Here is a 12,255-nt window from a genome sequence, read left to right as displayed (position 1 = left end):
TCTGTACATAGCAACCGTCGTTAGCATGCCGAGATAACCCGTCGAGAACCCCGCCAATCGTGAAACGCATCCTCATCGTGAAAGTGACGTCGCTCGGCGACGTCGTCCAGACGCTGCCTGTCGTCGCCGACCTGCATCGCGCCTTCCCCGGCGTGACGGTCGACTGGGCCGTCGACGAATCGTGCGCGGAGGTCGTACGCTGGCATCCGGGCGTGAGCGCCGTCCTGTGCGCGCCGCTGCGCCGCTTCAAGAAAATGCGCAATGTCGGCGACCTGAAGGCGATCTCGGCATCGATCGGTGCGTTGCGTGCGCATCGTTACGATGCGGTCATCGATCTGCACGGCGTCTACAAGAGCGCGATCATTTCGTCGCTGGCGCGTGCCGCGCGCCGTGTCGGCTACCAGACGCAGGATCTTGGCGAAACGGGCGCGCGCTTCGCGTATTCGCACCGTTTCGGCCCGCGGCCGGACTGCGACGCATGGCACGGGATGCGCGTGAGTGCCGGCGAAGCGCTCGGCTACGTGCCCGAAGGGGCTGCCGCGTACGGCATCGTCGCGCCGCAGGACGCGAGCCTGCCCGCGGCCGTGACCGACGGCGGGCCGTTCATGCTGCTGTTCCATGCGACGTCCAACCCCGACAAGAAGTGGCCGGCCGAACACTGGGCCGCCCTTGCCACGGAGATGATGGCGCGCGGCGTGCGCGTGTTGCTGCCGTGGGGATTGGCGGCCGAGCACGACGATGCGCGGGATATCGCCGCTCGTGCGCCGGGCGCGATCGTGTTGCCGGCGATGACGGTGCGTGAACTGGGCGCGGCGCTGGGCCGGGCCGCGCTCGTGGTGGGGGTCGATACGGGGTTCGTGCACATGGCGCACGCGTTGCAGCGGCCGACCGTGATGATTTTCGTCGCGACGTCGCGCCACCATTGCGGGATCGGCGGCGCGCCGCATGCGCTGTCGATCGGCGAGCCGGGCGCGATGCCGACCGTCGACGAGGCGCTGGACGCGATCGATACGGTCTGCCCGGCCTACGGCGCGTTGCGCGCGCGGCTGTCCGCCTGACGCGGCGCGGCGGCCGTGGTCAGGCCAGCAACATCTCGACCGTGACGACGGCGGCGATGGCCGCCAGATTCGCCAGCAGCGCCTCGAACACGAGGCCGCGCCAGGTCTTCGGCCGGAACCGTAGCGCGAGCAGCAGCGCGCCACCCAGCGCGAGCGCGAGGATCACGACGAGATCGGCATTGGCGAGGCGGATATTCATGGCGGCGGCTCCTGTCGGGGCGGGATATCCGGGCGCGCGACGACGCGCCCAGGATCGAGTATAGAGCGCGCCTGCCGCCGTACAACCCGGGTCGCCCCGGAGGGTCAGACGAGCGATGCGTCGCGCGTTTCGCGCATCAGCAATACGCCGATCAGGCTGATCGCCGCCGCGACCGACACGTAGCCGCCGACCCACGACAGCCCGCCGCGCGCAGCCAGCAGTTGCGCGATATACGGTGCGATCGACGCGCCGAGGATCCCGCCGAGGTTGTACGCGACGCCCGCGCCCGTATAGCGGACGTTGGTCGGGAACAACTCCGGCAGCAGCGCGCCCATCGGCGCGAAGGTCACGCCCATCAGGAACAGTTCGATCGTCAGGAACAGCGCGACGAGCGGCATCGAGCCGCTGCCGAGCAGCGGCGCCATCGCGAACCCCGACAGCAGCGCGGCGAGCGCGCCGGCGACCAGCACCGGCTTGCGGCCGAAGCGGTCCGACGCCCATGCGGACAGCGGCGTCGCGAGCCCCATGAAGACGACCGCGAAACACAGCAGGCCGAGGAAGCTCTGGCGCGGAATATGCAGCGCCGACACGCCGTACGACAGCGAGAACACCGTCGAGATATAGAACAGCGTGTAGCAGACGACCATCGCGAGCGCGCCGAGCAGCGTGGGCTGCCAGTGCTGCGTGACGAGCGTCGCGACCGGCACGCGCACGCGCTCGTTGCGGTCGAGCGCCGCCTGGAACGCGGGCGTTTCGGTGATCTTGAGCCGCACGTACAGGCCGAGCGCGACGAGCACCGCGCTGACGAGGAACGGGATGCGCCAGCCCCAACTGCGGAACTGCTCGTCGGACAGCGACAGCGCGAGCGCGAAGAACAGCCCGTTCGACATCAGGAACCCGACCGACGGCCCCAGTTGCGGGAACATCCCGAACCAGCCGCGCTTGCCCTGCGGCGCATGCTCGGTCGCGAGCAGCGCCGCGCCGCCCCATTCGCCGCCGAGACCGATCCCCTGGCCGAAACGCAGCACGCACAGCAGCACCGGCGCGAGCGTGCCGATCGTGTCGTAGCCGGGCACGAAGCCGATTGCGGTGGTGGATACGCCCATCACGAGCAGCGAGGCGACGAGCGTCGACTTGCGGCCGATACGGTCGCCGAAGTGTCCGAACAGGAACGAGCCGATCGGGCGCGCGATGAACGCGATGCCGAACGTGACGAATGCGGACAGCGCCTGCGCCGTTGCGGAGCCGTGCGGAAAGAACACGGGGCCGATGACGAGCGCGGCGGCCGTTGCGTACACGTAGAAATCGTAGAACTCGATCGCGGTGCCGATGAAGCTCGCGAACACGATGCGCCGGTGGCTGACGGCGCCGGCCGAACCGGTTGCGTGTGCAACGGCCGGGGGGGATGCGGACATGGATGTCTCCGTTTTGTCGTTGGGGCAGCCGGCTGAGCGTGCGTTCGGCGGGCGACGGCCTGCCGGGCGCTGCCGGGCAAATGATCGATGCGGATGACGCGATGGCGGCGTGGACGCGCGCCGTGGCGCGGACGTCACCCGCCGGTCGACGATGGAGACGGGTACGTCGCCGCCGCCCGGTGCCGGCGTGGTCGGCTCGCTTGCCGGGTGCGGCGCGCGAACGCACGCGCGGCGTGATGGCCGCGCGAGTGCGGAAAATTATAGCCAGCAGCGCCGTGCACCGGCAATCGGGCCGCGGCGGCGCGTCAGTCGATCGACTGCGCCTGCGCGGACGCGGTGCTTTGCAACTGGAAGTGGCCGTCGTCGTTGAAGAGCCAGCCTTCCATCAGTTCGAGCCGGCCGTTGCCGTCGAGCAGCCGTGACGGCGGCGCCGGCAGCGGCGCCGAGCGGCGCAGCGACGCGAGCGCGAGCGCTTCCGCCTCGCTGTCGCCGTTGCTGCGATAGACGGACGCGTTGATCACGCGGCCGCTGCCATCGACGGTGAAGGCCACGACGACGAGCGAGCGCAGCATGGCCTGCGGCGTGCCGTGCAGCATGCCGGACGGATTGCGCTCGGCGACGCGATGCGCGACCTCGACGCGATACTGGTCGAGCGTGCCGCTGCGTATGACCGACGGAATCGTCAGGACCGAGCGTAGCGACGAAGGCGGCGTGATCGTGCACGCGGCGAGCAGGGCGACGACGGCTAGCGCAGCGACACGCAGCCGGACGACGCGCGGACGGAGAAGGGGGCGCATGACGGGATGGCCGGGAGGGACGATAGAAAAATGATAGGCGTACCGACGCGAGACGATATGGGGGGAAACGCATAGCGCGCGGGATCGGTTGCTGCGATCGCTGATGATGACGGCCGGGCGCTGCGTCGAGCGACGTGCATCGCGCGCGGTGCGTCGCGAGGTGACGCGACATATGACAGCGTCAGCGATGGACGCGCATGTTGCAAGGTTGAAAGCCGCGGCACGCTGCGATCATCCGGCCGCGCGGCGCGGCCAGCCGATGCGGTGACCTCGACCGGCCTTCCGCGCCATCGCTGGCGATGCTTTCCGGCCGCGTCAGAAGCCGTGCGTCACGAGCGACAGTACCGACAGGTCGGGGTGCGTGCCGTCGATGATGCTCTTGCCGACGTGCACGCCTTCGCGGGTCGCCTCGTCGAGGCTCGCGAAGCTCTCCTCGCCGTCCGCGTGGAACGGCACCGCATGGCCGGGCAGCGCGGGATTCACGCCCGGATGGCACACGTAGCCGGTGTAGGTATAGCGCGTGTCGCTGCCGGGCATCGCGGCCGGCACGACATGGATCTCGAAGCCTTCGTAATCGACGTGGTCCGTCGCGCTCGACAGGTCGGTCATGGCGATCTCCGTGTGCCGCGCGCACGGGTGGCGCGTGCGGCATCGAATACGCGGCGGCGTTTGTCGCCGTGTTGAAGGAATTCTAGGTGATGGCGAGCGGGGTGGGGAGGCGTGCGGCGATGCGCGGCGGCATGCGCCCGGGCGCGCGTACCATGCCGATCCGGTGCCGATTCCTGAGCGCGATTGCGTTTGCGTTGGGCGCCGTGGTGTCGGTCGTCCTGCTGCTCCGCCTGCCGCTGCCCGGCGCGCATGCGCGTCCGTCTCGACTGATGAACGTGTCGCGTCGCGACTTCATTACTTGCAGCGCGCGTCCTTGCGCTGCACGACGACGATCACCGGATACTTCTGGCCGTGATCGAGTTCCACGCGCGCGACGACGGTCAGCGTCGCCGGATCGGAATCGTCGTATACGCTGACCTGTTCGTTGCGCAGATAGGTCACGCCGGTGCAGTTCGACGTGCGTCCGTCGTCACCCACCTTGCATTGAAGCTCGTTGTCCTTCAGGTAGTTGTATGGCGACGGGCTCGCGAGGTATTCGCTCAGGCCGCGCGGCGAACCGCCGACGCCGGTCACGTACGCGATCGCACACGATGCTTGCGCGTCGCCGGAGGCGGTGTCGGCCGCCGCATGCGTGCTGACGGCAACCAGCAGCGCGGCGAGCGACGAGACGAGGAAGGGCTTCATGACGTGGAGTTCCCGTTTCGCGAATCGGAGCGCGGGATTGTAACGGCATCCGGCGCGACGTGTCGGCTCGTGCGGGGCGCACGCGGGCGGACAAACAAAAAACCCCGTCATTCTGCGAATGGACGGGGTTCGGCGAATTTCCTGGCGGAAGCGGTGAGATTCGAACTCACGGACAGTTTCCCGTCGCTGGTTTTCAAGACCAGTGCCTTAAACCGCTCGGCCACGCTTCCACACGAGGCGGCATTGTAACCGAAATGCCGCCCCGTTCATTCGTTCAGTCGTCGCGCAGGAACAATTCCTGCAGGTCGTTGAGGAAACGCTGGCCGAGCGGCGTCGGCGCGATTTGCGTGAAATCGCGCGTGATCAGTCCGCGCCGTTCCGCTTCCTTCAATGCCGGCTCGATCGTACTCATCGGCAGGCCCGTGCGTTCCGCGAAGCTGTGCACGGGGAAACCCTCGACGAGCCGCAGCGTGTTCAGCATGAACTCGAACGGCAGGTCGCGCGCGCCGACCTCACGCTCTTCCTGCACGGCCGTGCCGGCCTTCGCCTGTTCGATGAAGGTCGCCGGATGCTTGTAGCGCGCCTGCCGCAGGATCCGGTTCGGGAACGACAGTTTCGTGTGGGCACCCGCGCCGATCCCGAGATAGTCGCCGAAGCGCCAGTAGTTCAGGTTGTGCTTGCACTGATGATTCGGCTTCGCGTACGCGGATACTTCGTAGCGCCCGTAGCCGGCTTCGGCCGTGCGCGCATGGATCCATTCCTGCATGTCGGCCGACGCGTCGTCGTCGGGCACGACGGGTGGGAATTTCGCGAACAGCGTATTCGGCTCGAGCGTCAGGTGATACAGCGACAGGTGCGGCGGCGCGAACGACAGCGCCGTCTCGATGTCGGCGCGGCATTCGTCGAGCGTCTGGTTCGGCAGCGCGAACATCAGGTCGAGGTTGAAGTTGTCGAAGTTCTTCGCGGCGATCTCGACGGCCGCGCGTGCCTGCGCGGTGTCGTGAATCCGGCCGAGCGCCTTCAGGTGCGCCTCGTTGAAGCTCTGGATGCCGACCGACAGGCGGTTCACGCCGCTTGCGCGGAACTGCGCGAACTTCGCGGCTTCGAACGTGCCCGGATTCGCTTCCAGCGTGATCTCGGCATCGGCGTCGAGCGGCAGCAGCGCGCGCACGTCGGACAGCATCCGGTCGAGGCCGGCCGCCGACAGCAGGCTCGGCGTGCCGCCGCCGATGAACACGGTATGCACCTGCCGGCCCCACACGAGCGGCAGCGCCTGCTCGAGGTCGGCGCGCAACGCGTCGAGATACTCGGCTTCCGGAAACCGTTCGCCTTTCCATTCGTGCGAGTTGAAGTCGCAGTACGGGCACTTGCGCACGCACCACGGGAAATGCACGTACAGCGCGAGCGGCGGCAGCGACGTGAGGCGCACCTGGCCGGGCGACGTGAAGGTCGCGACGACGCGTGCGCCGGTTTCCGCGGCCTGGCTCATGCGGCCTCCCGCTGCGGATGCGTGATGAAGACGATCATGCGGGTTCCTCTGCGAGCCGCGCGAGCAGCGCCTTCAGCGCGAGCGCGCGATGGCTGTGCGTGTTCTTGACGGCCGGCTCGAGTTCGGCTGCCGTCGCGCCGAGCGACGGCAGGTAGAAATACGGGTCGTAGCCGAATCCATGCCCGCCGCGCGGCGTATCGACGATCTCGCCGGCCCAGCGGCCTTCGGCGAACAGCGGCTCGGGATCGTCCGCGTGACGCACGAGCGCGAGCACACAGCAATAGTATGCGCGCCGGTCGTCGACGCCGCGCAGTTGCTCGACCAGGTACGCATTGTTCGCCGCATCGCCCTTGTCGCGGCCCGCGCGCTGCGCGTAGCGCGCCGAATAGACGCCTGGTGCGCCGCGCAGCGCGCGCACGCACAGGCCGGAATCGTCGGCGATCGCCGGCAGCCCGGTGAGCCGCGACGCGTGGCGCGCCTTCGTCAGCGCATTCTCGATGAACGTGCCGAACGGCTCTTCCGCCTCGGGCACGGCCAGGTCGCCCTGCGGCATGATCTCGATGCCGACCGTGGAAAACAGCGCGGTGAATTCGCGCAGCTTGCCGGCGTTGTTCGACGCGAGCACGATGCGCGACAGCGGCGCGAGGGTGCGGTCGTCACGCATGGTTCGTGCCCAGGACAGCTTTCTGCAACTGCACGAGCTCGGCGATCCCGCCTTGCGCGAGGTCGAGCAGCGCATTCATCTCGGCGCGCGAGAACGGCACGCCTTCGGCCGTGCCCTGGACTTCGACGAAGCCGCCCGCGCCCGTCATCACGACGTTCATGTCGGTGTCGCAGCGCGAATCTTCCGCGTAGTCGAGGTCGAGCACCGGCGCGCCTTCGTACACGCCGACCGAGATCGCGGCGACGTGGTCGGTGATCGGCGAGCGCGCGAGCTTGCCGGCCGCGATCAGCGTCGACACGGCATCGTGCGCGGCGACGAACGCGCCGGTGATGCTGGCCGTACGCGTGCCGCCGTCGGCCTGGATCACGTCGCAGTCGATGTGGATCGTGCGCGGGCCGAGCGCCTCGAGATCGAACACCGCGCGCAGCGCGCGGCCGATCAGGCGCTGAATTTCCTGCGTGCGGCCCGTCTGCTTGCCGCGCGCGGCTTCACGGTCGCTGCGCGTGTGCGTCGCGCGCGGCAGCATCCCGTATTCGGCGGTCAGCCAGCCTTGCCCGCGCTCGCGCAGGAATTCGGGCACGCGCTCGGCGACGCTGGCGGTGCAGAGCACCTTGGTGTCGCCGAATTCGACCAGCACGGAGCCTTCGGCGTGTTTCGTGTAGTGGCGCGTGAGGGCGACCTTGCGCAGTTCGTCGGCGCGGCGGCCGCTCGGGCGGGAAACGGAAGACGTCATGGGGAAATCGCGGAAGGAGAGGAAAGCCCGATTTTAGCGCCGAACGCCGCGCGCGCCCGGCGGGGTGTCCCGCAAAAATGGGATAATGCGCGCTCGCCGCCCCGCGCTTTCCGATGCGCCGGGCGCCTCGACATATCCCCCGCCCGCGAGGGCACCAGACGGCGAGACGAACCATGATCTACAGCATGACGGGCTACGCGAGCGCGACGCGCGAACTCGCGACGGCCACCGGCAACGGCGGCACCAGCGTGTCGGTCGAACTGCGCACCGTGAACTCGCGCTTCCTCGATCTCAATTTCCGGATGCCGGACGACGTGCGCGCGTGCGAATCCGCGCTGCGCGAAATGCTGATGAACAAGCTGTCGCGCGGCAAGGTCGACGTGCGTATCAACCTGCAGCGCGGCGAGCAGAGCATCGGCGCGGGCGCGCTGAACCAGTCGGCGCTCGGCCAGCTTGCCGAACTCGAACGCGCGGTGCTCGATTCGTTCCCGGGCGTCGGCCGCCTGCGCGCGGGCGAGATCCTGCGCTGGCCCGGCGTGCTCGCCGAGAGCGGCGTGTCGGCCGAGGCGATCCGCGACGCGGTGCTCGCCTGCGGCAAGGAAGCGATCGGCGAGCTCGTCGTCGTGCGTTCGCGCGAAGGCGCGCAACTGGCGGCGATGCTGCTGTCGAACGTCACCGAGATGGAGGCGATCGTCGCGCGCATCACGCCGCTCGTGCCGGAGCTGATCGCGAAGCATCAGCAGAAGATCGTCGAGCGGCTGCAGGAAGCGCTCGGCCTCGCGGCGCCCGAAGGCGGCTCGACGGTCGTCACGCGCGAGGAAGCCGCGGAGCGCATCCGTCAGGAAGTGACGATGTACGGGATCCGGATCGACATCGCGGAAGAGCTGTCGCGGCTCACCGCGCACCTGAACGAAACGCGTCACGTGATCGAGAAGGGCGGCCGCGTCGGCAAGCGTCTCGACTTCATGATGCAGGAACTGAATCGCGAAGCGAACACGCTCGGCTCGAAGGCGGCGGCGAAGGAACTCGCCGACGCGTCGATGGCGCTGAAGCTGCTGATCGAGCAGATGCGCGAGCAAGTGCAAAACCTGGAGTAAAAGAGATGAAACGACCCCCACGCTCACTATGTTTGCTGCCCTCCGAGGGGGCGGCCCGGCGGAGGCTGTCATGACCGATTCCCATCGCGACGGCCACGCGTCGCATTCGCTGCACGGCGGCGTCTATCCCGGTAACCTGTTCATGGTCGTCGCGCCGTCGGGCGCCGGCAAGTCGACGCTCGTGAATGCGCTGCTGTCGAAGGACAGCGACATCTGCCTGTCGATCTCGTACACCACGCGCAAGCCGCGCCCCGGCGAGCAGGACGGCCAGCACTACCACTTCACGACCGTCGAGGATTTTCGCGCGCGTCACGCGGCGCACGAATTCCTCGAGAGCGCGGAAGTGCACGGCAACTACTACGGCACGTCGCGCGTCTGGATCGAGGAGCAGATGCAGAACGGCCACGACGTGCTGCTCGAAATCGACTGGCAAGGCGCGTTGCAGGTGAAGAAGCAGTTCCGCAACGCGGTCGGCATCTTCATCCTGCCGCCGTCGCTCGACGCGCTCGAGGAGCGCCTGAAGAAGCGCGGCCAGGACGAGCCGAACGTGATCACGCGACGCCTGCTGGCGGCCGGCAGCGAAATCGCGCACGCGTCGGAAGCGGAATACGTGGTGATCAACGAGAATTTCGAGCGTGCGCTCGCGGAACTCGAATGCATCGTCGCGGCGACGCGCCTGCGTTTTGCTTCGCAGTACGCGCGACACACGGAGCTGTTCATCGAGCTCGGCATCCATCTGCCCCACGCGGAATGACGCGGGGCACGAGGGACATAAGGTAGAATAAGGACTATATTCAGAAGGAATCACCAACATGGCTCGCATTACCGTCGAAGACTGCCTGAAGCAAATCCCGAATCGCTTCGAACTGGCGCTCGCCGCCACCTATCGCGCGCGGCAGCTCGCGCAAGGCCATACGCCGAAAATCGAAAGCCGCGACAAGCCGACCGTCGTCGCGCTGCGCGAAATCGCTGCCGGCCAGGTCGGCGTCGAGATGCTGAAGAAGGTGCCGGTGTAACGCGCATCCGGCCCGTTCCAGCCATGTAGTCCACGCGCGCAACGACTCGACCTGGAGGCGAATATGAGCACCACCCCATCGTCCGCCTCCGCGGATCCGACCACCGAAGCCACGGCCCAGTCGCCTGCGCGCCAGTACATCGACGCGGTCCTCGAACAATCCTTCCGGCATCTGTTCGGGCCGACCGCCACCCCGGAGCAGCCGCGCAAGCACGGCGTCGTTTCGATCGCGAAACTGACGGCCGCGCTTGCCGAGTATCTCGCTCCGGACGAAATCAAAGAGGTCAAGGCGGCGTTCCACTTCAGCGACGAAGCCCACCTCGGTCAATATCGCCAGAGTGGCGAACCCTACATCACCCATCCCGTCGCCGTCGCGGAAATCTGCGCCGGCTGGAAGCTCGACGCGCAGGCCGTGATGGCCGCGTTGCTGCACGACGTGATGGAAGACCAGGGCGTGACCAAGAACGAGCTGGCCGAGCGGTTCGGCCCGAAGGTCGCCGAACTGGTCGACGGCCTGTCGAAGCTCGACAAGATGGAATTCCGCAGCCGCGAGGAAGCGCAGGCGGAAAACTTCCGCAAGATGCTGCTCGCGATGGCGCGCGACGTGCGCGTCATTCTCGTGAAGCTCGCCGATCGCCTGCACAACATGCGCACGCTCGGCGCGGTGCCGATGGAAAAACGCCGCCGCGTCGCGCGCGAAACGCTCGACATCTACGCGCCGATCGCGCACCGCCTCGGGTTGAACAACACGTATCGCGAGCTGCAGGACATGAGCTTCGCGAACTTCAACCCGCATCGCTACGCGACGCTCGAGAAGGCGGTGAAGGCCGCGCGCGGCAATCGCCGCGAAGTGATCAGCAAGATCCTCGAGGCCGCGCAGCGCGCGATGGCCGACGCGAAGATCGACGCCGAGATCACCGGCCGCGAGAAGACCATTTACAGCGTTTATCGCAAGATGCGCGACAAGCAGCTGTCGTTCTCGCAGGTGCTCGACGTGTACGGCTTTCGCGTCGTCGTCGACAGCCCGCTCGACTGCTACACGTGCATCGGCGCGCTGCACGCGCTGTACAAGCCCGTGCCCGGCAAGTTCAAGGATTACATCGCGATCCCGAAGATCAACGGCTATCAGTCGCTGCACACGACGCTCGTCGGCCCGTTCGGCGCGCCGATCGAGTTCCAGGTGCGCACGCGCAAGATGCACGAGATCGCCGAGGCGGGCGTCGCCGCGCACTGGCTGTACAAGAACGGCAGCGCCGATCTCAGCGACGTGCAGAAGCGCGCGCACCAGTGGCTGAAGTCGCTGCTCGACATCCAGAGCGAAGCGGGCGATTCGAGCGAATTCCTCGAGCACGTGAAGATCGACCTGTTCCCCGACGCGGTCTACGTGTTCACGCCGAAGTCGAAGATCATGGCGCTGCCGCGCGGTGCGACGGCGCTCGATTTCGCGTATTCGATCCACAGCGATCTCGGCAACCAGTGCGTGGCCGTGAAGATCAACAACGAGCTGCTGCCGCTGCGCACCGAGCTGAAGAGCGGCGACATCGTCGAAGTGATCACCGCGCCGTATTCGAAGCCGAATCCCGCGTGGCTCGGCTTCGTGCGTACCGGCAAGGCGCGCTCGGCGATCCGCCACTACCTGAAGACGATGCGCCTGAACGAGTCCGTGCAGCTGGGCGAGCGGCTCGTCGACCAGAGCCTGAAGGGCTATGGCCTCGCGCTGGCCGATGTCGAGCCGGAAGTGTGGGAGAAGCTCGTGCAGTGGACGGGCAACAAGAGCCGGCAGGAAATCTTCGCGGACATCGGCCTCGGCCGCCGCGTCGCCGCGGTGATGGCCAAGCGCATCGAGGTGCTGATGAGCGGCCGCGACGCGGACGACGATCTGCCGAAGTCCGAGCGGCATCCCGCGCATCATGCGCCGCCGGTCGTGATTACCGGCACCGAAGGGATGTCCGTGCAGTTGTCCGCATGCTGCCGGCCGATCCCGGGCGACGCGATCATGGGTTACATCGGCATCGGTCTGGGCATGGCGATTCATACGACGGATTGCCGTGTCGCGCAGCGCATCCATCGCCGCGATCCGGGCCGCTGGATCGACGTCGAATGGGCGCCGCAGCCGGGCCGCCTGTTCGATGTCGCGGTGAAGGCGCTCGTGAAGAACACGAAGGGCATCTTCGCGCGCGTCGCGGCGGACATCACGTCGGCCGACGCGAACATCGTCCATATCGCGATGGACGAGGATCTGACCCACGAATCGACGGTGCTGCGCTTCGTGATCCAGGTCAGCGACCGCGTGCATCTCGCGAACGTGATGCGGCGCGTGAGAACCAATCCGGACGTGATGCGGATCATGCGAGAGCGCTCGACCGACGACGGGGCGCATGCGCGCCACGACGGCGGCATGCGCATCGAGCGCGAGCGGCAGGATTACTGACATTCACGCGCCCCTTCGCGGGGGGGGGGGGGGGGGGGGGGGGGGGGGTGAACAACGGGCGGGG

13 protein-coding genes and 1 tRNA gene are annotated in these 12,255 nt (G+C 67.6%); 5 read left to right on the top strand and 9 right to left on the bottom strand.

Annotation, left to right across the window (positions count from 1 at the left end):
• Positions 1–59: 59 nt before the first annotated feature.
• On the top strand, positions 60–1,058 hold the full coding sequence (waaC, locus tag LGN10_RS31410) for a lipopolysaccharide heptosyltransferase I (protein ID WP_226226079.1): 999 nt from the start codon (positions 60–62) through the stop codon (positions 1,056–1,058).
• Between the two features lie 19 nt (positions 1,059–1,077).
• Here waaC and LGN10_RS31405 read toward each other — a convergent pair whose 3' ends face one another.
• From LGN10_RS31405 to rph, 9 genes are all read right to left on the bottom strand, one after another.
• Positions 1,078–1,257: a hypothetical protein gene (locus LGN10_RS31405; protein WP_059574111.1), complete on the bottom strand. Its 180-nt coding sequence runs from the start codon at positions 1,255–1,257 to the stop codon at positions 1,078–1,080.
• Positions 1,258–1,361: 104 nt separating this feature from the next.
• A complete protein-coding gene (locus LGN10_RS31400; RefSeq protein ID WP_089464610.1) occupies positions 1,362–2,672 on the bottom strand; it encodes an MFS transporter in 1,311 nt (436 codons plus the stop codon).
• A 305-nt stretch (positions 2,673–2,977) separates the two neighbouring features.
• Positions 2,978–3,469, bottom strand: coding sequence for an energy transducer TonB (locus LGN10_RS31395; RefSeq protein WP_059574109.1), 492 nt, complete (start codon positions 3,467–3,469; stop codon positions 2,978–2,980).
• 315 nt (positions 3,470–3,784) lie between these two features.
• On the bottom strand, positions 3,785–4,078 hold the full coding sequence (locus tag LGN10_RS31390) for a hypothetical protein (RefSeq protein WP_060313063.1): 294 nt from the start codon (positions 4,076–4,078) through the stop codon (positions 3,785–3,787).
• Between the two features lie 294 nt (positions 4,079–4,372).
• The gene (locus tag LGN10_RS31385; RefSeq protein WP_059638897.1) at positions 4,373–4,762 is read right to left on the bottom strand and encodes a hypothetical protein; all 390 of its coding nucleotides are present in this window, start codon (positions 4,760–4,762) and stop codon (positions 4,373–4,375) included.
• 142 nt (positions 4,763–4,904) lie between these two features.
• Positions 4,905–4,992 (bottom strand) — tRNA-Ser (locus LGN10_RS31380).
• A 44-nt stretch (positions 4,993–5,036) separates the two neighbouring features.
• A complete protein-coding gene (gene hemW / locus LGN10_RS31375; RefSeq protein WP_060313069.1) occupies positions 5,037–6,251 on the bottom strand; it encodes a radical SAM family heme chaperone HemW in 1,215 nt (404 codons plus the stop codon).
• A gap of 34 nt (positions 6,252–6,285) precedes the next feature.
• Positions 6,286–6,915: an RdgB/HAM1 family non-canonical purine NTP pyrophosphatase gene (gene rdgB / locus LGN10_RS31370; RefSeq protein WP_060313074.1), complete on the bottom strand. Its 630-nt coding sequence runs from the start codon at positions 6,913–6,915 to the stop codon at positions 6,286–6,288.
• Positions 6,908–7,648, bottom strand: coding sequence for a ribonuclease PH (gene rph, locus LGN10_RS31365; protein WP_060965699.1), 741 nt, complete (start codon positions 7,646–7,648; stop codon positions 6,908–6,910). Before rph ends, rdgB begins: the two co-directional genes overlap by 8 nt.
• 173 nt (positions 7,649–7,821) lie before the next feature.
• Between rph and LGN10_RS31360 the strand changes: the two genes are divergently transcribed.
• The 4 genes from LGN10_RS31360 to LGN10_RS31345 all read left to right on the top strand — a co-directional run bounded on the left by LGN10_RS31360 (position 7,822) and on the right by LGN10_RS31345 (position 12,191).
• Complete coding sequence (locus tag LGN10_RS31360) at positions 7,822–8,745, top strand: YicC/YloC family endoribonuclease (RefSeq protein ID WP_089464611.1); 924 nt, start codon at positions 7,822–7,824, stop codon at positions 8,743–8,745.
• A gap of 70 nt (positions 8,746–8,815) precedes the next feature.
• Positions 8,816–9,499, top strand: a complete 684-nt coding sequence (gene gmk, locus LGN10_RS31355; RefSeq protein ID WP_059574102.1) for a guanylate kinase — start codon at positions 8,816–8,818, stop codon at positions 9,497–9,499.
• Positions 9,500–9,557: 58 nt separating this feature from the next.
• The gene (gene rpoZ / locus LGN10_RS31350; RefSeq protein ID WP_006025620.1) at positions 9,558–9,761 is read left to right on the top strand and encodes a DNA-directed RNA polymerase subunit omega; all 204 of its coding nucleotides are present in this window, start codon (positions 9,558–9,560) and stop codon (positions 9,759–9,761) included.
• 63 nt (positions 9,762–9,824) lie between these two features.
• A complete protein-coding gene (locus LGN10_RS31345) occupies positions 9,825–12,191 on the top strand; it encodes a RelA/SpoT family protein (RefSeq protein WP_027783823.1) in 2,367 nt (788 codons plus the stop codon).
• The last annotated feature ends 64 nt before the right edge of the window (positions 12,192–12,255 follow it).

The organism is Burkholderia sp. AU32262 (assembly GCF_020419985.1).
GTDB classification, from domain to species: domain Bacteria; phylum Pseudomonadota; class Gammaproteobacteria; order Burkholderiales; family Burkholderiaceae; genus Burkholderia; species Burkholderia semiarida.
This window is presented reverse-complemented; position numbering and strand designations above follow the sequence as displayed.

Coding starts and splice junctions, on each gene's coding strand:
- LGN10_RS31390 (WP_060313063.1), bottom strand. CDS start 4,078: ATGACCGACCTGTCGAGCGCGACGGACCACGTCGATTACGAAGGCTTC.
- rdgB (WP_060313074.1), bottom strand. CDS start 6,915: ATGCGTGACGACCGCACCCTCGCGCCGCTGTCGCGCATCGTGCTCGCG.
- LGN10_RS31405 (WP_059574111.1), bottom strand. CDS start 1,257: ATGAATATCCGCCTCGCCAATGCCGATCTCGTCGTGATCCTCGCGCTC.
- LGN10_RS31360 (WP_089464611.1), top strand. CDS start 7,822: ATGATCTACAGCATGACGGGCTACGCGAGCGCGACGCGCGAACTCGCG.
- rpoZ (WP_006025620.1), top strand. CDS start 9,558: ATGGCTCGCATTACCGTCGAAGACTGCCTGAAGCAAATCCCGAATCGC.
- LGN10_RS31385 (WP_059638897.1), bottom strand. CDS start 4,762: ATGAAGCCCTTCCTCGTCTCGTCGCTCGCCGCGCTGCTGGTTGCCGTC.
- LGN10_RS31395 (WP_059574109.1), bottom strand. CDS start 3,469: ATGCGCCCCCTTCTCCGTCCGCGCGTCGTCCGGCTGCGTGTCGCTGCG.
- LGN10_RS31345 (WP_027783823.1), top strand. CDS start 9,825: ATGAGCACCACCCCATCGTCCGCCTCCGCGGATCCGACCACCGAAGCC.
- hemW (WP_060313069.1), bottom strand. CDS start 6,251: ATGAGCCAGGCCGCGGAAACCGGCGCACGCGTCGTCGCGACCTTCACG.
- LGN10_RS31400 (WP_089464610.1), bottom strand. CDS start 2,672: ATGTCCGCATCCCCCCCGGCCGTTGCACACGCAACCGGTTCGGCCGGC.
- gmk (WP_059574102.1), top strand. CDS start 8,816: ATGACCGATTCCCATCGCGACGGCCACGCGTCGCATTCGCTGCACGGC.
- rph (WP_060965699.1), bottom strand. CDS start 7,648: ATGACGTCTTCCGTTTCCCGCCCGAGCGGCCGCCGCGCCGACGAACTG.